Source organism: Brevundimonas intermedia, from assembly GCF_027922165.1.
GTDB lineage: Bacteria > Pseudomonadota > Alphaproteobacteria > Caulobacterales > Caulobacteraceae > Brevundimonas > Brevundimonas intermedia.
This window is the reverse complement of sequence record NZ_BSFD01000011.1, coordinates 400250-420861: the sequence shown is the minus strand read 5'-3', so window position 1 is coordinate 420861 and position 20612 is coordinate 400250. Positions and strand designations below refer to the sequence as shown.

General features: G+C 67.3%; 13 protein-coding genes. 7 read left to right on the top strand and 6 right to left on the bottom strand.

The annotated features are described in order from the left end of the window. The first annotated feature begins 127 nt into the window (after positions 1-127). Positions 128-946 carry a hypothetical protein gene (locus PKE72_RS15510; RefSeq protein WP_271166272.1) on the top strand — a complete coding sequence of 273 codons (819 nt, stop codon included), beginning with the start codon at positions 128-130 and terminating at the stop codon, positions 944-946. 258 nt (positions 947-1204) lie between these two features. Here PKE72_RS15510 and PKE72_RS15505 read toward each other — a convergent pair whose 3' ends face one another. Further along, a complete protein-coding gene (locus PKE72_RS15505) occupies positions 1205-2818 on the bottom strand; it encodes an NAD(P)/FAD-dependent oxidoreductase (protein WP_271166271.1) in 1614 nt (537 codons plus the stop codon). A gap of 337 nt (positions 2819-3155) precedes the next feature. Further along, positions 3156-5243 (bottom strand): ATP-dependent DNA helicase RecG, encoded by a 2088-nt coding sequence (recG, locus tag PKE72_RS15500; protein ID WP_271166270.1) that lies wholly within the window; start codon positions 5241-5243, stop codon positions 3156-3158. 145 nt (positions 5244-5388) lie between these two features. Here recG and PKE72_RS15495 point away from each other — a divergent pair, with 145 nt between their 5' ends. Both PKE72_RS15495 and mfd read left to right on the top strand, forming a co-directional pair. Continuing rightward, entirely contained in the window at positions 5389-5718 is a 330-nt protein-coding gene (locus PKE72_RS15495; protein ID WP_271166269.1) for an FAD assembly factor SdhE, read from the top strand. Further along, complete coding sequence (gene mfd / locus PKE72_RS15490) at positions 5718-9173, top strand: transcription-repair coupling factor (RefSeq protein WP_271166268.1); 3456 nt, start codon at positions 5718-5720, stop codon at positions 9171-9173. Before PKE72_RS15495 ends, mfd begins: the two co-directional genes overlap by 1 nt. A gap of 1340 nt (positions 9174-10513) precedes the next feature. On the opposite strand, the gene PKE72_RS15485 is transcribed toward mfd, so the two are convergent. After that, positions 10514-11821 (bottom strand): diguanylate cyclase domain-containing protein, encoded by a 1308-nt coding sequence (locus tag PKE72_RS15485; protein ID WP_271166267.1) that lies wholly within the window; start codon positions 11819-11821, stop codon positions 10514-10516. 193 nt (positions 11822-12014) lie between these two features. On the opposite strand from PKE72_RS15485, the gene PKE72_RS15480 reads away from it, so the two are divergent. Next, positions 12015-12965: a YihY/virulence factor BrkB family protein gene (locus tag PKE72_RS15480; protein WP_271166266.1), complete on the top strand. Its 951-nt coding sequence runs from the start codon at positions 12015-12017 to the stop codon at positions 12963-12965. Between the two features lie 9 nt (positions 12966-12974). Here the strand turns inward: PKE72_RS15480 and PKE72_RS15475 are convergent, their stop codons facing one another. Continuing rightward, positions 12975-13202 (bottom strand): sulfurtransferase TusA family protein, encoded by a 228-nt coding sequence (locus tag PKE72_RS15475; protein ID WP_271166265.1) that lies wholly within the window; start codon positions 13200-13202, stop codon positions 12975-12977. Beyond that, a complete protein-coding gene (locus PKE72_RS15470; RefSeq protein ID WP_271166264.1) occupies positions 13199-13690 on the bottom strand; it encodes a CinA family protein in 492 nt (163 codons plus the stop codon). Before PKE72_RS15470 ends, PKE72_RS15475 begins: the two co-directional genes overlap by 4 nt. Positions 13691-13730: 40 nt before the next feature. Here PKE72_RS15470 and PKE72_RS15465 point away from each other — a divergent pair, with 40 nt between their 5' ends. After that, the gene (locus PKE72_RS15465; RefSeq protein ID WP_271166263.1) at positions 13731-16025 is read left to right on the top strand and encodes a spermidine synthase; all 2295 of its coding nucleotides are present in this window, start codon (positions 13731-13733) and stop codon (positions 16023-16025) included. 3 nt (positions 16026-16028) lie between these two features. Here the strand turns inward: PKE72_RS15465 and PKE72_RS15460 are convergent, their stop codons facing one another. Beyond that, a complete protein-coding gene (locus PKE72_RS15460; RefSeq protein WP_271166262.1) occupies positions 16029-17183 on the bottom strand; it encodes a bifunctional 2-C-methyl-D-erythritol 4-phosphate cytidylyltransferase/2-C-methyl-D-erythritol 2,4-cyclodiphosphate synthase in 1155 nt (384 codons plus the stop codon). 94 nt (positions 17184-17277) lie between these two features. Here PKE72_RS15460 and dusB point away from each other — a divergent pair, with 94 nt between their 5' ends. Both dusB and PKE72_RS15450 read left to right on the top strand, forming a co-directional pair. Continuing rightward, a complete protein-coding gene (gene dusB / locus PKE72_RS15455; protein ID WP_271166621.1) occupies positions 17278-18333 on the top strand; it encodes a tRNA dihydrouridine synthase DusB in 1056 nt (351 codons plus the stop codon). Further along, entirely contained in the window at positions 18330-20603 is a 2274-nt protein-coding gene (locus PKE72_RS15450; RefSeq protein ID WP_373878106.1) for a sensor histidine kinase NtrY-like, read from the top strand. Before dusB ends, PKE72_RS15450 begins: the two co-directional genes overlap by 4 nt. Positions 20604-20612 lie beyond the last annotated feature (9 nt).

Below are 20612 nucleotides of genomic sequence, written 5' to 3'. Positions count from 1 at the left end.
CCGGCCTTGGTTGGGGCTATGGTCCTCTCGCACCGCATTTGCATTCAGCACGGCGGTGCTGGAGAGCGGACGTGCCGGACTTCTGTTCGGGGTGGAAAGCGGAAGTTCCTCAGGTCATGATCTGCGCATGCGTTTGATCATTTCTATCCTCGCGTTGTCTTCACTGCCGCTGACAAGTGCGTGCAGTGAGCCCACGGCTCAGACGCTCCATGGCTACGATCTCTGCCAACGCGGTGTCAGGCGGTTGGATACTGGCGTGCTGCGAATATGCGATCAACTCAATGCGGCGGTCGTGTCTCAAGCCATTAGCCAACTTCGGGATGACGATACGGAAGTGCTCCTTACGTCGGGCGGCGGCGTCGCCTCGGCTGCGATAACGCTGGTCGAAGCACTGAACGCCCGACACATCACCGTTCGTGTTCGCCAGTTCTGCCTATCGGCTTGCTCCACTTACGTTTTGCTGGCGGCGGAAAAGGTCGTGGTTGAACCCGATACAGTCATCGCTTTCCATCACACCGGGGCCTTCGCCACGGAAGTTATGGCTGCTCGGTCTGGCATGCCCGCAGACTCCTCATTCCGTCAGCAAGCGACCCACGAGCGAGAGTTCTTTGAGCGGCAGGGACTAGATCCGGATTTGCTCAATCGGATCGCCATGTCGGTTGAGCCGACCTGTATGGGCATCCGCCGTTCAGGCAGTGGCCTAGAACGCCACCTGAACTACCGATGGGCATGGTTTGTGGCGGAGAGGGCAGAAGCTGCTCGAATGTTCCGTGGTCGCATGTCTGGATACTGGCCAGCTTCCCGTTCCGAGGCAGAGGCGATTTTGCGACCGACCTTAGGCGATAGTGATCTGACGGTCAGTTACGGCCCACTCGCCTCATCGATGGCTCCGGCTGAGATGGCCGCAAAGCTGCCAGTCTGTCCCGGCTCCTTGCCGGGCGGATGAAGGTCCGCAATGGGTCGCGAACCGTCTTATGCTAGCGGCCGGAAAGCCGACTTTCGAGCGCACCCTGAATGTCGCGTTTGGGGCCGACAGTGAATGACCGATTTGGTGCATTGCGTAACTGTTGGACCGGCGAGCAAGGCGGCATGTCTTCCGCCGGATGCGGCATTCGGCGAAACCCGACTGGGGGTAGAAGTCTGCTCCGCGCCCTCTGACGAGGTCCGGATCGTCGTACGATCGCAGCGATGCGCTGCCTTTCGTCTACGCCGTCCCCTCCGCCACCATCGACCGGGCGACGGCTTCGGCCACCTTGATGCCGTCAACGGCGGCCGACAGGATGCCGCCCGCATAGCCGGCGCCTTCGCCGGCGGGGAAGAGGCCGCGCACGTTCAGGCTCTGAAAGTCGGCGCCGCGGGTCATTCGGATCGGGGATGAACTCCGGGTTTCGACCCCCGTCAGAACCGCCTGGGCGTCGTCGTAGCGGGCGATCTTGCGGCCGAAGACGGGCAGGGCCTCGCGCATGGCGGCGATCACATAGTCGGGCATCAGGGGCGCCAGGTCGGTGGGGCGCACGCCCGGCTTATAGCTGGGGACGACCTCGCCCAGCGCGGTCGAGGGGCGGCCCGCCAGGAAGTCGCCGACCAGCTGGCCCGGCGCGAAATAGTCCCCGCCGCCGGCCGTATAGGCGCGGGTCTCCAGATCCCGTTGCAGTTCGATGCCCGCCAGCGGATGGTCGCTCCCGTAATCCTCGGGCGAGATGCCGACCACGAAGCCGGAGTTGGCGTTGCGCTCGTTGCGCGAATATTGGCTCATGCCGTTGGTCACGACGCGGCCGGGCTCGCTGGTCGCCGCCACCACCGTGCCGCCCGGGCACATGCAGAAGCTGTAGACGGTGCGGCCGTTCGAGCAGTGGTGCGAAAGCGTATAGGCCGCCGCGCCAAGATCGGGGTGGCCGGCGCAGGGGCCGAACATGGCCTTGTCGATCCACGACTGCGGATGCTCGATGCGGAAGCCGATCGAGAACGGCTTGGCCTCGATATGGACGCCGCGCTCGTAGAGAGTCTGGAAGGTGTCGCGCGACGAATGGCCGATGGCGAAGACCACGTGGTCGGCCTCCAGCGTCTCGCCGGTGTGCAGGCGCACGCCCCGGAGGGCGCCCTTGTCGAGATCGATGTCCGTGACCCGGTGCTCGAAGCGGTACTCGCCGCCCAGCCGTTCGATCTTCTCGCGCATGGCCTCGACCATGGTCACCAGGCGGAAGGTGCCGATGTGCGGGTGGGCCTCGGTGAGGATTTCCTCCGGCGCCCCGGCCGCGACGAACTCGGTCAACACCTTGCGGGCCAGGAAACGGGGATCCTTGATCTGGCTGTAGAGCTTGCCGTCGGAGAAGGTGCCCGCGCCGCCCTCGCCGAACTGCACGTTGGATTCCGGGTCCAACTTGCTGCTCCGCCACAGATCCCAGGTGTCCTTGGTCCGCTGCCGCACCACCTTGCCGCGGTCGAGGATGATCGGCTTGAACCCCATCTCGGCCAGGATCAACCCGGCGAACAGGCCGCACGGCCCGGCCCCGACCACGACCGGCCGAAGGCGCTCGGTCCTGGGCGCGACCGCGACCGGGCGATAGGCGACGTCTGGCGTCGGCGCCACGTGCACGTCGTCGGCAAGGCGGGCCAGCACCGCCGATTCATCCCTCAGCTCGACGTCGAGGATGTAGACTTTCAGAATTGCGGATTTCCGGCGGGCGTCGTGCGCCCGCTTCCATATCGACCAGGACACAAGATCGTGCTGCGGCACGCCCAGGCGGGCGGCGATCGCGGCGGGCAAGGCCTCCGGCGGGTGGTCGAGGGGCAGTTTGAGTTCTGACAGGCGCAACATTTGGGGCCTTCTAGCCGGTCGCGACGCCAAACGCATGAGGCAAGATTCAGAGGGCGGTGCTGGGAATCACGCCGCTGATGGAGGCGATCAGGGCCTGAAACGATAGGGCTCTGCGCCTCGACCCCAAGTCCGCCATGTGGAACAGCAGACGTGGCGGGACCCGTCTGATCACCGTCATCCTAGGCCTTGTGCCTAGGATCCATACGCTCGGTGTGTCGCGTCGGGCGCGGTCGGCGGATGTGCGATCGTTCCTGGCGTCTGAGTCTATGGATCCTAGGCACAAGGCCTAGGATGACGGGGGTGGGGCGTTGGGCGTGGGCGTGAGCGAGGACGCCCCTCAGTCCGACCCCGCCTTATGCCCCTTCCAGTCGAACAGCTCCTCCAACACCTGCACCGCCTGGCCGCGCTCTGAGGTCAGGTCGGGGTCTCGGCCCAGGATCAGGCGGGCGTCGTCGGCGGCGGCCAGCATCAGGGCGCGGTGGCGGATCGGGTCGGCGAAGCGGTAGGCGGGGAAGCCGCTCTGTTTCAGGCCCAGGGGGTCGCCGCCGCCGCGCAGGCGGAAGTCTTCCTCGGCGATGACGAAGCCGTCCTCGGTGCGACGCAGGGTTTCGAGGCGTTCTTTCGCGGTTTCTCCGAGGGCGCCGTCCTGGCCGCCGTACAGCAGGATGCAGGAACTGGCCTTTGCGCCGCGACCGACGCGGCCGCGCAGCTGGTGCAGCTGGGCCAGGCCGAAGCGGTCGGCGTGTTCGATGACCATGATGGAGGCGTTGGGCACGTCGACCCCGACCTCGACCACGGTGGTGGCGACCAGCAGGGGAATGCGGCCGTCGGCGAAGTCGGCCATGACGGCTTCGCGCTCGGCGCCCGGCATCTGGCCGTGGGCGAGGCCGACCTCGACCCCCAGCAGGCGGCGCAGGTCGTCGGCGCGGTCGACGGCGGCCGCAAGGTCGATGGCCTCGGATTCGGCGACCAGGGGGCAGATCCAATAGGCCTGGGCGCCGGCGTCCAGCGCCGTCTTCAGCCGGGCGGCGACCTCGCCGATCCGCGCGAGGGGAACGACAGCAGTGGTGACGGGGGTGCGGCCCGGCGGCTTCTCCATCAGGCGGCTGACCTCCAGCTCACCGTACTGGGTCAGTTCCAGGGTGCGGGGGATGGGGGTGGCCGACATGGTCAGCAGGTGGACGGCGCCGATGCGCGGATCGCCCTTGGCCTGGAGCCGCTGGCGCTCGCTGACGCCGAACCGGTGCTGTTCGTCGATGACGGCCAGGGCCAGGCGGTCGAAGCGGACGGCGTCCTGGAACAGGGCGTGGGTGCCGATGGCGACCTGGGCGTGACCGGACGCCAGGGCGGCCAGCTTCTCGCGCCGCTGGCCGTTGGTGTCGCGGCCGGTGAGCAGGACGGAGGCGACGCCGGCCGCCTCCAGCAGGGGGCCGAGCTTTTCGTAATGCTGGCGGGCCAGGATTTCAGTCGGGGCCATCAAGGCGGACTGGAAGCCGCTGGAGGCCGCGTCGGCCAGGGCCAGAGCGGCGACCGCGGTCTTGCCCGAACCCACATCGCCCTGAAGCAACCGACCCATCTGTTTGCCCAAGGCCAGGTCGCGGCGGATTTCGGCGACGGCCTGGGCCTGGGCCTTGGTCAGGGTGAAGGGCAGGGCCTGGAGCAGGTGTTCGGAGGCGGCGCCGGGGGCGATGACGGGCGAGGGTTTGATTTCGCGGGCGCGGCGACGGCGGGCCAGGGCCAGCTGGTGGGCGAGGAATTCGTCATAGGCCAGACGCTGGCGGGCCGGGGCGTCGGGCGTCAGGTCCAGCTCGCCCGCCGGGGCGTGCAGGGCGTCCAGCGCGGCGCGCCAGCCCAGCCAGTTCTGCTTCTTCAGCCAGGCGGGATCCTGCCATTCCGGCAGGTCGGGGGCGGCGGGCAGGGCGGCCTGGACCAGTTTGCGCAGCTGGCGCGAGGTCAGGCCCTGGGTCGCCGGATAGACGGGTTCGGAGGCCGGGATGTCGGCGGCCTTGTCGGGCGTGACAATGTCCGGGTGGACGATCTGGACCTCGCCGTTGAACCGTTCGACCTTGCCCGAGACCAGCCGGGTCTCGCCGCGCGGCAGCAGCCGGTCGATATGCTGGGGCGAGCCGCCGAACCAGACCAGGTGGACGAAGCCGGTCGGGTCGCTGGCGCGGACCTTCAGCGGGGCGCCGGGGCGGCTGGGGACGAACAGGCGGTCGATGACGATCTCAAAGATCCCGACCTCGCCGTCCACGGCGGTCGCCGCCTCCATGGGCCGGCGGACGATGACGCCGGAGGGGCTGAGGAAGGCCAGGTCGCGCACCAGCGGCCCCGCCACCTTCTGCACCAGGGGCAGGACGCGGGGGCCCACGCCCTTCAGGCTGGAGACCTCGGCGAACAGGGGAAAGAGAATCTGCGGACGCATCGCCGGGAACATAGCGTGACCATGACGGGTGGCGAAGTGGGCGAAGGAGCGCTATCTGCGCTTCTTCCATTTTAGGACGCTAAGGTTCGCCACGCGGTGGATCGCTGCTTGAACGTCCTTCAACCTTGCCGGGCCAGGATTGCTTGTGACCGAAATCCCCCAAGACGACAGTGGCGACCAAACGGCCCTGGAGCGCAAGCAGCGGCTGGGCCGTATCCAGTTCCGCTCGTGGCGGCGCGGTTTCCGCGAGGCCGACATGGTGCTGGGCCCGTTTTCGGACCAGGTGGCGCCGACCCTGACCGACGCCGAGCTGGACCAGCTTGAGCTGCTGATCGATGAGGAGGATCAGTGGCTTTACGGCTGGATCATCGAACGTGACCCGACCCCGCCCGAGTTCGAGACGCCGGTGATGGCCAAGGTTCGCGCCTTCATGCGCGAACATGTGGCCGCAGAGGTCGGCAAGGGCATCGGCTGATGGATCAACAGGTCACTGTGCAGCACCGCACCGACGCCGATCTGGGCGGGGCGCCGGAGGGGCTGGACGCCCTCGTCGTCGCCGAGCGGATCGCGAAGGATGGCGGGGTCGGCGTCTTCGTGGCGCGCGACTATCAGCGGTCGGGCGGTTTCGTTCAGGCGTTCCGGTTCTTCTCGCAAGATATCGAAATTCTTGAATATCCGGCCTGGGACTGTCTGCCCTATGACCGGCTGAGCCCGACGGCGGGAATCGCCGCCCAGCGGATGGCGACCTTGACGCGGCTGGCCCAGCGGAAGCCGGGGGACGCGCCGGTTCTGGTGGTCACGACCGTCGGCGCGGCCATGCAGAGGACGCCGCCCAGGTCGGTGACGACCCAGGCGGGGTTCGAGACCAAGGTCGGGCGCGATCTCGATATCCAGGCGCTGGAGCGATATTTCGCCGCCAACGGCTATGTCCGGGCCTCGACCGTGTCGGAGCGGGGCGAGTTCGCGGTGCGGGGCGGGGTGGTCGACGTCTATCCGCCGGGCTTCGAGGAGCCGGTGCGGCTGGACATGTTCGGATCGGAACTGGAATCGATCCGCACCTTCGACCCCGAGACCCAGAGGTCGACGGGGCAGATGACGGCGGTGTCGCTGGCGCCCGTGTCGGAGGCTCTGCTGGACGCGGCGGCCATCTCGCGGTTCCGCACCGGTTATCTGAACCTGTTTGGCGCGCCGGGCGACGACCCGCTGTATGCGACCATCAGCGAGGGCGCTCGGCGTCAGGGCATGGAGCAGTGGCTGCCGCTGTTCTACGAGACGCTGGATTCGCTGTTCGACTATCTGCCGGATCAGGCGCTGATCTTCCTCGACAATCAGGCCGAGAGCGCGCGGGCTGAACGGTGGGACCTGATCGCCGACGCCTATGAGGGGCGGACCGAAGCGGCGAAAACGAAAGGGCATGCGGCGGCCAATCGCGCGCTGCCGCCCCGGTCGCTGTATCTGGACGCCGGCGACTGGAACCAGGCGCTGGCGGGGCGGGCGGTGCGGCGGTTTACGCCGTTCTCGGGTGGCGGCGAGGATGCGGGCGGCCGGCTGGGCCGGACCTTCGCGGCCGAGCGGGCGCAGGACAGCGTCAATCTGTTCGAGGCGGTGGCGGCCCATGCGGCGGCGCTGAAGGCCGACGGCAAGCGGGTGTTGTTCGCCTCGTGGACCGAGGGCTCGTCGGAACGTCTGGCGACCATGCTGGCCGACCACGGCCTGGATCATATCGTCGCCGTGCGCGACTGGGCCGATGTCCAGACCGCGCCGAAAGACCTTTATCTGCGTGGCGTCCTGCCGGTGGAGCATGGGTTTGCGACGGACGAGGTCGCGGTCATTTCCGAGACCGACATCCTGGGCGACCGGTTGGCGCGGCCGCGCAAGAAGCGGCGGGCGTCGAACTTCCTGGCCGAGGCCTCGGCCCTGACGACCGGGGATCTGGTGGTCCACCTGGATCACGGCATCGGGCGGTACGAGGGGCTGAAGACGCTGGAGATCCAGCAGGCGCCGCACGACTGCCTGGAGCTATTGTACGCCGGTGAGAGCAAACTCTATCTGCCGGTTGAAAACATTGACCTTCTGACCCGATACGGCTCGGATTCAGAAGGCGCGCAGTTGGACCGGCTGGGCGGGGCCGGCTGGCAGGCGCGCAAGTCAAAGGCCAAGGAGCGCCTGCGGGCCATGGCCGAGGGGCTTATTGCGCTCGCCGCCAAGCGGGCGCTGCGCGAGACCGACGCTGTCGTGCCGCCGCCGGGCCTGTTCGCCGAATTCTGCGCCCGCTTCCCCTATGAGGAGACGGACGACCAACTGAACGCCATCGGCGACGTGCTGGAGGATCTGGGCAAGGGCACGCCGATGGATCGTCTGATCTGCGGCGACGTCGGCTTCGGCAAGACCGAGGTGGCGCTGCGGGCGGCCTTCGTCGTGGCCATGACGGGGCAACAGGTGGCCATTGTGGCGCCGACGACCCTGCTGGCGCGCCAGCACTACAAGACCTTCACCGAACGGTTCGCCGGCTGGCCTGTGAAGGTGCGCCAACTGTCGCGGATGGTGGGGGGCAAGGAGGCGGCGGAAACGCGCGCCGGCCTTAAGGACGGCTCGGTCGAGATCGTCGTCGGCACCCATGCGGTGCTGTCCGAACAGGTCGGTTTCCGCGACCTGGGCCTGGTTATCGTCGACGAGGAGCAGCACTTCGGCGTCAAGCACAAGGAGAAGCTGAAGTCGCTGCGCGCCGATGTTCACCTGCTGACCCTGACCGCCACCCCGATCCCGCGCACCTTGCAAATGGCGTTGTCGGGCATTCGCGAGATGTCGATCATCGCCACCCCGCCGGTCGATCGCTTGGCGGTGCGGACCTATGTCACGCCGTGGGATCCGGTCCTGGTGCGCGAGGCCCTGCTGCGCGAGAAATATCGCGGCGGCCAGGCCTATTATGTCGCGCCGCGCCTGAAGGACCTGCCGGCTATCGAGAAATTCCTGCGCGAGCAGGTGCCCGAGGTGAAGTTCGTGGTCGGTCACGGCCAGATGTCGGCGACCCAGCTGGAGGAGGTGATGAGCGCCTTCTACGACGGCGAATATGACGTCCTGGTCTCGACCACCATCGTCGAGAGCGGGCTGGATATTCCGACCGCCAATACCTTGGTCGTGCACCGCGCCGACATGTTCGGCCTGGCGCAGCTGTACCAGATCCGGGGCCGGGTCGGCCGGTCCAAGGCGCGGGCCTTCGCCTATCTGACCACGGATGCGGTCAAGCCGATGACCCTGTCGGCCGAGCGGCGGTTGCAGGTGCTGCAGTCGCTGGACAATCTGGGCGCCGGCTTCCAGCTGGCCAGCCACGACCTGGACCAGCGCGGCGGCGGCAATCTGCTGGGCGACGAACAGTCGGGCCATATCCGCGAGGTCGGGGTCGAACTGTATCAGCAGATGCTGGAGGACGCGGTCGCCGAGCTGCGCGAGAAGGGCGAGGGGGCCAATGTGGATCGCGGCTGGTCGCCGTCGATCAATGTGGGCGCTTCCGTCCTAATTCCAGAGGAATACGTCCCTGATCTGAATGTTCGTCTCAGCCTGTATCGCCGGCTGTCTGACGCCGAACAGGCCGAAGATCGCGAAGCCCTGGCCGCCGAACTGATTGACCGGTTCGGGCCCCTGCCGGACGAGGCGCAGCAACTGCTGAAGATCGTCGGCATCAAGTCGAACTGCCGCCGCGCCTGTATCGAGAAGATCGACATCGGGCCGCGCGGCGCGGTGCTGACCCTGCGCGACAACAGTTTCCCCAATCCCATTGGATTGGTTGGGCTGATCCAGAAGAACCAGGCCTTCTGGAAGATCCGGCCGGATCAGAAGATCGTGGTGACGGGCGACTGGCCGACGGCGGAGGAGCGGCTGAAGGTGGCGGAGCGGATCACGGCCGATCTGGCGCGGGTGGCGGGGGCGTAGGCCCCCCGCTGCGGCTCTCGTACTCGGGCTTGGCCCGAGGACATGGCGTATCCCATAGTGCAATGTGATCGTGTGGCGTCAGCTCAAGGTGTGAAACGACAGGGACGCATCGCCGTGGCAAGGGCCGGCCCCCGGCCTGTAAGCGGACACGGCGATGGTCTGTTCGGGGTGGAAACCGGTCTTTGCCGATTAGTCGGTGATGGTCGGAAGGATCACGCCCTGCCGGTAAGCCACCTTTGCACGTCCCCACCGACCGCTGGGGCGTGATGCTTCCAGACTGATCTGGTCCCGAATGATCTCGCACATGAGCAGTCCGAGGCATTCGTGACGTTTGAGACCTATGTCGCGGTCGCTTTCGACGTGAAGCATAAGGCGGCGGGGGTCCGGCCCCCAAGTCCGAACTACGGCATCATCGCCATAATATGCCCGGATGGTCTTCAGAATATAACGCTCTTCCTCGGCAGTCAGAGGAGCGGGCTGTTCGAGCGGCAGCGGAGGATGAGCCTTCGGCATGGCTTGAGGTTGACTACGTTTGCTAAGGTCCGCAACGGGTCGATCTGCGAATTGGGCGTGACCGCTGAAACCAGACGTTCAAAGAGATCGCCCACGAGCTGACACCCCAGAGTTCGAATGGGGTGGCTGGCGGAAATGTCTCTTCGCGAGTAACTGCAGCTGAACGTTGAGGGGCAAGTCGTGGGACGTGTGAACGAGGGTTTGAAGATTGTCGCTTTTTCGACATGCGCCGCCATCATCTACGGCATCATTCACGATCAAGTCACTGCGCACTTGTGTGTTGAGTATTTCACTTTCGCTCATCCACCAGTGTTTCCAACGGATTCGCCGTTCCTCTTGGCAATTGGTTGGGGGATTCTCGCAACGTGGTGGGTGGGCTTGGCGTTGGGGTTGGGGCTTGCCTTAGCCGCCCAGGTCGGTCGTGCGCCGACAATCCCTCTCCGCGCGCTTCGACGACCGATATTGCTTATGATGGGGGTGTGCGGGGCTGTGGCGTTGGCGGCTGGGTTGCTTGGCGCTGCTCTAGTTTGGTCTGGAGCTTTCGCCGTTCCAGGTTTCTGGGGCGCTGTGCTTCCAGAGAACAAACACGTTCCGTTCTCGGCCGCAGCGTATGCGCATCTCGCCAGCTATGCCTCAGGAGCCGTTTTCGGGTTGATTCTCGTGGTTCGGACCATTTGGTTGCGTAGGCGTCTGGCCAAAACGAATGTCCGCTAGGGCTGAAAGCACGCGTTAGTTTAGGCGCCGATCTCGACCGGTTAAATCGTTACGGCGCGCAATTTTTACATCTCGCGGCGCCCGCCCGATGGGGCGAGGGCGATGACCAACCCCTACCGCGTCTTGTCGAACAGATCAGCGGAGGCGCGTTCGAGGAGGGCGGCGGCGGATTCGTTGGGGCGCATCTCGGCGGCGCCGACGTCGAATTCGGCGACGAAGGGCGAGCGGTCGGGGCCGGCGTCGAAGGCGGTGCAGCCGATGACGGCGGCGATCCGTTCTGCGGCCAGGCGGGCGGCTTCGCCGCGTGTGGCGGGCAGGGCCAGGGCGAAGACTTCCTTGGCCAGGCGGGCCGGGGTGTCCTCGACCCGCACCAGGCGCGAGACCATGGCGCCGATCTGGGGCAGGGCGCGATCCAGCCAGCCGCCCTGGCGCGCCCAGGCGACAGCCTCGTTCTCGCGCACCCGCAGGACGCAGACCGACAGGGGGCGACGCCGGGCGCGCGAGGCGTCGGCGACCCGCGCCAGGTGGGCGGCGAACAGTTCGGGGGTGAACAGGCCGGTTGTCGGGTCCATGACGTCCAGACCCCGAACCGAATCCAGCGCCTTGCGGATGGTGAGGTAGCGACGGTGCGACCTGGCCAGGGCCAGCAGGCGCTCGGCGGTTTCGTCTTCGCGGGTGTCGGCGGTGGCGACGTCGGAGAAGCCGCGGTTGAACAGCTCGTCCAGGCTCATCTCGCTGCCGCCCCGGAGATAGAGCATCAGGGGGATGTGATAGAGGCGGGTGTTGCGCTTCATGCCCGAGGCGATGGACAGGGCGGGCGCATGGTCCTTGGCGCCCCAGAGGACGGCGGCGTCGAACGGGCTTTCGTGCAGATAGTCGAAGGCGGTGTAGGGGGTGGGGGCGGCGACGACCTCGACCCCGGAGGCGGTCAGGGCGTTCGACAGGGCCAGGAAGCGGCGCTCGGCGACGCCGGCGGCCAGAATGCGCAGGGGCGAATGATCCGGGCCGCCGGGCTGCAGATCCAGGCCGCGGGCGGCGAAGGTGGCGCAGCGAAGATCGAACTCCTCCTCGGCCACGGCGGCGCGGGTCATCTGTTCCAGGCGCAGGGCCGCCTGGGCGGGATGGGGCGGCGCAGTCACGGCGAGATCGGCGTCGGCTGCGGAACCGCGTGGGGCGCCGACCACCATGACGGGCAGGCTGCGCGGATGGGCGGCGGCCCGCAGCCGGGCAATGGCGTCGTCCTGATACGAATCGAAATCGATCACGGCGGCGTCCAGCGGGAAGTCCTGAAGCGTCGCCTCGGCCGACAGCAGATCGCGGGCGGTGACGGTCGTCCAGCCGAGGGCGTCCAGTCCGGCCGCCAGCGGCCCGATCCGGCCGTCCTGGGCCGCCAGGATCAATACACGCGCGTCGAAAGCCAAGTTGGTCGTCTCCCCCTGGACGTTGGAACGTCCATAGCCCGTAAAGGCGGCAGGACCATAGCGAAGCGCCCCTTAACGAAGCAATGTCTCGGCGCGTCTGGAGCGGGGATAGACGGGTGTTTCCGAGTGGGATTTTCCTCGGCGAAGGAATGCTCTAGGTTAACTCGCCTGTTCAACGGCTGTGAGAACCGGCTTGAGTGACCACCTGACCCGATCGGTTCTGAAGGCGCCCGGATTCTGGGGCGGGCTGGCGGTGCGCGCCTTTACCCGCAGCTGGGGGCGCGACGTGATGCTGTACACCGGGGGGGTGTCGTTCTTCGCCCTGCTGGCCGTGTTCCCCGCCATCGCGATTCTGATCGGTTTCTACAAGCTGGGTCTGTCGATCAGCGAGGTCAGCGCCCAGGCGGCGGCCCTTTCGGACCTGCTGCCCCAGGCGGCGCAGACGATTTTCCAGGATGAGATCACGCGGCTGACCAATGCGTCGGCCCGGACGGTGTCGGCCCAGAGCGCCTTCGCCCTGATCGTCGGCGCCTATGCGGCGCATAGGGGTTTCAAGGCCTTGTTGGCGGGTCTGAACCTGATCCATGACGAGACCGAGCCCCACGGCTTCTTCAAGTTCAACCTGCTGGCCTTCTTCGTGGCCGTCTTCGCCTTCGCCCTGTTCACCATCGTGTCCGGGGCCGTGGTGACGGCGCGGATCCTGGCGCATACGGCGTCATCGACGGCCGAACAGTTCGGCGGCGGACTGATGCCGTTGGACGCCTTCCTGCCGGCGCTGGGTCTCGTGGTGGGGCTGACGCTGCTGTATCGTTACGCCATGAGCCACAGTTCGCGGGTCGCCTGGCTGCCGGCGATCACAGGCGGGCTGGTGGCGACGCTGATGTCGGTGATCTCGTCCTGGCTTTGCGCCATCTATGTGGAGCAGATCGCGCCTTTGGGGGCGACATACGGCTCGGTCGGTGCGGTGGTGGTGCTGCTGATCTGGCTGTCGTGGAACATCAACGCCATCTTCTACGGGGGGGCCTTCGCCACCGAGATGGAGATTGCGGCCGAGGCCGAGGCGACGAGCGGGACCCCGCCGACGGCTCAGGCTGATGTGGTCGATCTGTCCGAGCGCCGCGCCAGCCGCCGGTCGCGGCCTTAGGATCGGGGATCAGCCGGTCTGCACCGTGAGGCGAATCTCGCCTTCGGTTTCCTGAATGTCGAGCAGGCGGCCGTTCTTCTGGGTCATCAGATAGGGCACGTCGATCCGCGCCATGGGATCGGTGGCCAGGAGGACGAAGACCGAACCGGCCGGAGCCCCGTCCATGGCCTTCATCAATCTGAGGCTCGGCGTCGGGCAGACATGGCCGCGCGCATCGACGAGGCGCGGCTGGGTCACGACGCGAGCCGGTCCGCCAGCATCTCCAGGGACACGCGGACGGCGGCCGTGCGGATCGCGTCGCGGCCGATGTCGCCGAAGTTTTCCTGGCGATGGATCAGGCCGCCTGGGCCCTGGGCGGCGAAATGGACCAGACCGACCGGCTTTTCCGGCGATCCGCCGCCGGGGCCGGCGATGCCGGTGACGGCGACGCCGACGGCGGCGCGCGAATGGGCGACGGCGCCCTGGGCCATGGCGCGGGCGGTCGCCTCGGATACGGCGCCATGGGCGATCAGCGTCGCCTCGGGCACATCCAGCATCTGCTGTTTGGCGTCATTGCTGTAGGTAACGAAACCGCTGTCCAGCGCGGCGGACGAGCCGGGGACGGCGGTCAGGGCGGCGGCGACCAGGCCGCCGGTGCAGCTTTCAGCCGTCGCCAGCATCAGGCCGCGCGTGGTTGAGGTTGCGACGATCTGTTGCGCCAAGCGCTGTATGTCTTGAGGGAACATGCGCTTTTCATAGTCCGCGAGTCCCGCTCTAACCAGAGCCATGACCGAGGCGACCACAGTGGAAGTCCTGAAGCGGGACGACGCGTCCAGGGTGACGGCGATGCTGTTCGCCGTGGCCGTCTTCACCTCGGCCTGTCTGGTCTTCGTGGTCCAGCCAATGGCGACCAAGCTGATCCTGCCTACGCTCGGCGGATCGCCGTCCGTCTGGAACGCGGCCATGGTGTTTTTCCAGACAGCGCTTCTGGCCGGATATCTCTATGCCCACCTGTTGCAGCGGATCGGATCGATGCGGGGTCAGGTGGCGGTTCACCTGGGCCTGCTGTTGATCGCGGCCCTGTTCCTGCCGTTGCGGATCAGTGGGGCTTTGGGCGATCCGGATCCCTCGGCGCCGACCCTTTGGTTGCTGGCCACCCTGGCCCTGTCGCTGGGCGCGCCCTTCGCCGTCCTGTCGGCGACCGCGCCCCTGTTGCAGGCCTGGTATGCGCGAGTCACGGCTGCGAACCGCGAGGCCGGGGGCCGCGATCCCTATGTCCTGTACGCCGCCTCGAACCTGGGAAGTTTCCTGGCCTTGCTGGCCTATCCGGCTCTGATCGAGCCCCTGGTCAGCTTGTCGGGGCAGAGGTGGGGGTGGAGCCTGGGGTATGGGCTCTTCGTGGTCATGGTCGCGGGTCTGGGCGTCTTCGCCTGGCGGCGGCGCGACGTGGTCGCAACGGAGCCCGCGCGGCTGGAGGCCGGGCCTCGCATCGCCTGGCGCGAGAAGGGGTTGCTGGTTCTGCTGGCGGCGGCGCCGTCCAGCCTGATGCTGGGGGTGACGGCGCATCTGTCGACGGACGTGGCCTCGGCGCCCTTCCTGTGGGTCATCCCGCTGGCCCTGTATCTGCTGACCTTCGTCATCGCCTTCCAGGCTCGGCCGGTCATTCCGATCTACCTGACCCTGGCAATCCAGGCGGGGGTGTTGGCGGCCTGTGCGGCCCTGGCGGCGTTCAGGACGACGGAGTGGCTGTTCGTCTTCGGGGTCAATCTGACGGCCTTCTTCTTCAGCGCCCTGATGTGCCACCAGCTGATGGCCGAGCGGCGGCCGGCGCCGGGACGGCTGACCGAGTTTTATCTGCTGCTGTCGCTGGGCGGGGTTCTGGGCGGGGTGTTTAACGCCCTGATCGCGCCGGTGGTGTTCAACATGGTGTGGGAATATCCGCTGGTTCTGGTCGCTGTGGGCTTGCTGCGGCCGTGGTCTGGACGCGAGGTGCGGACCTGGGAGATCATCGCCTGCGTCATCGGCGTGCTGATCGCCCTGTCCGGCCCGTTGGGCCTGGCCTTGGTGCGGTATGCGCCCGATATCCGCGCCGCCGTGCCGGATGCGGAGCTGGTGAGGATCGCCCAGGCGGTGCTGGGCATTGCGGCCCTGTTCGCCTTTCTGCTGCGGGACCGGGCGGCCATGTTCAGCGTAGTCATCGGGGCCATGGTCTGGTCCGGCTATCATGTCGCGCGCGGCTATGACTGGACGCTGACGGAACGGAGCTTCTTCGGCGTCATGCGGGTGGCGAGCACCACTATCGAAGGACTGGACGGGCCGGTTCATGTGCTGATGCACGGCACCACCCTGCACGGCGCCCAGGCGCAGTCGGAACGGTATCGCTGCCTGCCGACCCTCTATTACGCCACGACCACGCCCATCGGGCAGGCGGGCATGATCGCTCATGAACGCCACCCCGACGGCGCGGTGATCGGGGTGGTGGGGCAGGGAGCGGGGGCCATGGCCGCCTACAAGCGATCCCAGGACCGGATGAGCTTCTTCGAGATCGATCCGATGGTGGACCGGCTGTCGCGCGATCCGCGCTGGTTCAGCTTCATCAACGGCTGCGCCCAGGGACCGGTGCGGACGGTGCTGGGCGACGCCCGTCTGACCATGGAGCAGGAGGCGCCGGGCAGCTATGACCTGCTGATCATCGACGCCTTTTCCTCCGACGCGGTGCCGACCCATCTGCTGACGGTCGAGGCCATCGCCGGCTATCTGCGGCTGCTGAAGCCCGACGGGGTGGTGGTGCTGCACCTGTCGAACCGGAACCTGGAGATCACCCTGCCGGCCGAGGCGGCCGCCGCCGCCCTGAATGCGCCGGCCCTGCACCAGATCTATAGGGAACGGCCCGAGGCGGTGCAGATGTCGGAGTCGTCCACTGAGGCCCTGGTCATCGGCAAGTCGGAGGCGGCCCTGGCGCCCTATCGGGCGGACCCGCGCTGGCGCAAGCTGGAGGCGACGGAGGTGCGGCCGTGGACCGACGACTATGTCAATCTGTTCGGGTCGCTGGTCCGCCAGATCCAGTATTCAGCGCGGTAGGGCCTAGGCCGGGACTGGGATTTCGACCGTGGCCACGGCTTGTGCGGCGAGGCCTTCGCCCCGGCCCGTGAAGCCCAGACCCTCGGTCGTGGTGGCCTTGACGCTGACGGCGTCGAGCGGAAGCGACAGCAGGCCGGCGATCCGTTCGCGCATGGCCTGGCGGTGCGGCTTCATCTTGGGGCGTTCGCAGATCAGGGTGACGTCAACATTGACGATGCGACCGCCGCGGGCGGTCACAAGCTCGGCGGCGTGAAGCAGGAAGAGGTCGGAGGAAGCGCCCTTCCATTTTGGATCGGTCGGGGGGAAGTGGTCGCCGATGTCGCCCTGGGCGATCGCGCCCAGAAGGGCGTCGGTCAGGGCGTGGAGGCCGGCGTCGGCGTCGGAATGGCCGATCAGGGTCTGGTCGTGCGGCACCTCGATCCCGCACAGCCAGACCGAACCGCCGGGGCCCCAGCGGTGGACGTCGTAGCCGGAGCCGATGCGGGTCTGATAGCGGGTCGCTTGCGACAACAGGGCCTCGGCCATGGCGAAATCCTCGGGATAGGTCAGTTTCATCAGACGTGGATCGCCCGCGACAAGGGCGACGCGCCCGCCGTGGTGTTCGACCACCACGGCTTCGTCCGTCGGGGCGTCGGGACCGGTCCAGGCGGCGTAGGCGGCCTCGATGGTCTTGCGGCGGAAAGCCTGGGGCGTCTGGGCGCGCCAAAGGCCTTCGCGCTCGACCACGCCCGCCATCCGACCGTCGACGCCGCGACGCAGGCTGTCCGCGACCGGCAGGGCGGGCAGGGCGCCGTCGGCGTCAGACAGGGCGGCGATCAGGCGGTCGATGACGGCGCGGTCCAGCAGGGGGCGTGCGGCGTCGTGGATGAGGACGGGCTGGTCGGCGTGGCCGGTCAAGGCGGCCAGGCCGGCGCGAACGGACTGGGCGCGGACGTCGCCGCCCACGACCGTGCGCCAGTGCGACAGTCCGGCCAGGGCCTCGGCCACGCGTGGCTCGGCGCCGGGGGCGACCACGATGATCAGTTCGTCGGCGCCCGCGTTCAGCAGGGCTTCGGCCGACCAGCGGAGAACGGGCTTGCCGCCCAGGGTGCGCCACTGTTTGTCGCCGCCGGCGCGCGAGCCCGATCCGGCCGCGACGATGATGCCCGAGAAAGTCATGACGGCCTTCTAAAGCGCGCCGTCGGCGGGCGAAACCATCAAACCGCCGCTGTGGTGCTTGACGAGGCGGCCTCGGATGCTGCGAAAGGCGGAGATGGCCAAGACCTTACAGATCGGCGACGTGACGGTGCCGGGGCAGGTGCTGATGGCGCCCATGACCGGCGTCACCGACCTGCCGTTCCGCGTGCTCGCGTCTAAACTGGGCGCCGCCTATGTGGCGACAGAGATGGTGGCGGCCAAGGAGCTGGCGCGCGAACGGCCCGACGTGGTGCGGCGCGCCGCCGTCGGCGCTGGTCTGCCGCTGACGGTGATCCAGCTGGTCGGGCGCGATCCGGGCCAGATGGCCGAGGGCGCGCGCATGGCCGAGAAGGCGGGCGCGGACATCGTCGACCTGAACTTCGGCTGTCCGGCCAAGGAGGTCACGGGCTCCGCCGCCGGCTCGGCCCTGATGCGCACGCCGGACCTGGCCTGCCGGATCATGGAGGCGGCGGTGCAGGCGACCGGTCGGCCGGTGACGGTCAAGATGCGGCTGGGCTGGGACGACGACAGTCGAAACGCCGCCGAACTGGCGAAGCGGGCCGAGCAGATTGGGGTCAAGGCGGTGACGGTTCACGGCCGCACCCGCCAGCAGTTCTATACCGGGCGTGCGGATTGGGACGCGGTGGCGGACGTCAAGGCGGCGGTCGGGATTCCCGTGATCGTCAACGGCGACATACTGACGGCGGATGATGCGCGCGAGGCCCTGGCGCGGTCCGGAGCGGATGGTCTGATGCTGGGCCGCGGGGTCTATGGACGGCCCTGGCTGGCGGCGCATCTGGAGCGGGCGCTGATCGATGGCGTATCCCTGGATGAGCCGGGGCCGGAGGCGCGGCTGGCCATCGTCGTCGAACACCTGCGAGCCTCGGCGGGGTTCTACGGGCTTCCGCTGGGGCTGAAGATGTTCCGCAAGCACCTGGGCTGGTACATTGAACAGGCGCCCTGGCCGGCTGATCCGCAACACCGGCGCGAGGCCAAGGCAAGAATTTGCCGGCTGGATGATCCTGAGGCGGTCGAGGCGGCCATGGCGGAGCTTTGGCGGCGGAATTTGCCGGATCGAGGCAAGTCTGTTGTTGAAAATGCGCCACAGTTGATCGACACTGCTGTGGCATGACGGATACGCCCTCAGCCGTGACCTCTCGAACCGACCGGGTGTCGGACGATGAGTCATTCTGGGGGCGGTTCGATATCGAAAAGTCGCGGGCCGGGTTCGGGTTCGCCTATTTCATCGCCGTCGTGATCACAGCTGCGGCCGTCTGGCTGGTGGCGGTGGCGCCGGACGCTGCCCCTGACGGTACAAGGGGTGTCGCCAATCAGGTGGTGCTGTATGTCCTTCTAGCCAATCTGGTGCTGATCCTCGGTCTGGCCGTCATCGTGGGCCGCAGGGTTCTGGTGTTGGCGCGCAGCAGCGGTGAGGCCGGTGCCCGGCTGCACCTGCGGTTTGTCACCCTCTTCTCGGCGGTCGCCCTGATCCCCTCGGTGGTCATTGCTCTAGCGTTCGGCGTGCTGGTGACGCGCGGCGTCGACCAGTGGTTTAGCCGTAACGTGCAGTCGGCGGTCGGCAACGGGGCCAGCATAGGTCGCGCCTATATCAGCGACGTCAGTCAGACAGTGAACTCGGATCTGGAGGCCATGGCCAACGAGCTTGGCGCACCCGAGATTCGATCCGGCTTTGACAACCGCATCTGGTTTTCTGAGGCGCTGTCGCAGGTCGCCGACTTCTTCGGCTATCCGGCCCTCTATATCATCGACGCCCAAGGCAATATTCTAGCCCAGGCCGAGAGCGAGGGGGCGCCGCCCTTTTTGACGCCTTCGCGCGCCGATCTGGAGGTCGCCAGGGAAGGGGAAACAGCCCCAAGCGTGGTCACGGAAAACCCCGACGCAGTTCGGGTCATCTATCCACTTCCGGATTATGGCGATGCCTATCTTTACGTCGTCCGACCTCTGCAGCCAGGACTCATTGCCACCCTCAGGAATGCGGAAGATTCAATCGTCGCCTATCGGCAGGCGGAGGAAAGCCGGTCGCGCATTCAGTCGGCCTTTATCCTCAGCTATCTGGAAACAGCCCTGCTGGTTCTGGTCGGGGCAGTCTGGCTGGGCATGTCGGCGGCCAGCAGTATTTCGGCGCCGATCGGCCGTTTGGTGAAGGCGGCGGACCAGGTGGCGGGCGGCGACTTCAGCGCCCGGGTGGACAGCGACGGCGCCCCCGCCGAAATTGCGACCCTGTCTGACGCCTTCAACCGGATGACGGGCGACCTGCAGGCCCAGCAGACGGCCTTGAAAGCCGCCAGCGACGAGGCGCAGGATCGAAGCCGCTTCATCGAGACCGTCTTGTCCGGCGTCAGCGCCGGCGTCATCGGTTTGGATCGCCGGGGCCGGGTGTCCGCAATCAACGACAGCGCGCTGCAACTGCTGCACATCGAAGAGGAAGCGGTGCTGGGCCACGCCTTGGCCGCGCTTTCTCCGGAGCTCAGTGATCTGGTAGGACGGGTCGAGGCTCATATCGAAGAAGACATCGACATCAGCCGGGGCGGCGAGACCTTCCGGCTGCGGGTCAGGATCGAGGGCGGTCAGGGCGGCGAGATGGTCCTGACCTTTGACGACATCACCCGGTTGGTGACGGCCCAGCGCAACGCCGCCTGGCGCGATGTAGCCCGGCGGATCGCCCATGAGATCAAGAACCCGTTGACGCCGATCCAACTGTCGGCCGAGCGGCTGAAGCGGAAATACCGGGACAAGGTGGACGACGTCGAAATCTTCGACCGCTGTACGGACACCATTATCCGCCAAGTCGGCGACATCGGCCGGATGGTGGACGAGTTCTCGTCCTTCGCCCGTATGCCGGCGCCGCGCTTCGGCGCGGCCAATCCGGCGGAGATGTTGCGCGAGGCCGTGTTCGCCCAGAGGGTCGCCGCCGCCGATATCGTGGTGGATATGCCCGAGCCCCTGCCCAAGGCGACGCTGCGATGCGACGCCCGGATGGTGGGGCAGGCCCTGATCAACATCCTGAAGAACGCCGGCGAGTCCGTCGCCGCCCGACGGTTGGCGGATGGCGACGCCGCCGCGTCAGACGAGGCGGGGATCATCGCCTCGCTGATCGTGGAGAACGGCCTGGCGACCTTCATGGTCGAGGACGACGGGATCGGCCTGCCGGCCAAGGATCGCGATCGTCTGACCGAACCCTATGTCACCACGCGCGAGAAGGGCACGGGCCTGGGCCTGGCCATCGTCAAACGCATCTGCGAGGACCACGGCGGCGAGCTGAAGCTGGCCGACGCCGAGACTCTGCGCGGCGCGCGCGTGTGCCTGATCTTCCCCCTGAAACCCCACGGCAAGACCGGCGACGCGACGGAGCGCAAGCTCCAGACCGTCGTGGCCGAATAAGCGAGGCAA

What these genes read in the sequence shown, in the direction of transcription:
- PKE72_RS15510 (WP_271166272.1), top strand. Translation starts at nt 128, where the DNA reads ATGCGTTTGATCATTTCTATCCTCGCGTTGTCTTCACTGCCGCTGACA.
- PKE72_RS15505 (WP_271166271.1), bottom strand. Translation starts at nt 2,818, where the DNA reads ATGTTGCGCCTGTCAGAACTCAAACTGCCCCTCGACCACCCGCCGGAG.
- recG (WP_271166270.1), bottom strand. Translation starts at nt 5,243, where the DNA reads ATGCGTCCGCAGATTCTCTTTCCCCTGTTCGCCGAGGTCTCCAGCCTG.
- mfd (WP_271166268.1), top strand. Translation starts at nt 5,718, where the DNA reads ATGGATCAACAGGTCACTGTGCAGCACCGCACCGACGCCGATCTGGGC.
- PKE72_RS15470 (WP_271166264.1), bottom strand. Translation starts at nt 13,690, where the DNA reads ATGTTCCCTCAAGACATACAGCGCTTGGCGCAACAGATCGTCGCAACC.
- PKE72_RS15465 (WP_271166263.1), top strand. Translation starts at nt 13,731, where the DNA reads ATGACCGAGGCGACCACAGTGGAAGTCCTGAAGCGGGACGACGCGTCC.
- PKE72_RS15460 (WP_271166262.1), bottom strand. Translation starts at nt 17,183, where the DNA reads ATGACTTTCTCGGGCATCATCGTCGCGGCCGGATCGGGCTCGCGCGCC.
- dusB (WP_271166621.1), top strand. Translation starts at nt 17,278, where the DNA reads ATGGCCAAGACCTTACAGATCGGCGACGTGACGGTGCCGGGGCAGGTG.
- PKE72_RS15450 (WP_373878106.1), top strand. Translation starts at nt 18,330, where the DNA reads ATGACGGATACGCCCTCAGCCGTGACCTCTCGAACCGACCGGGTGTCG.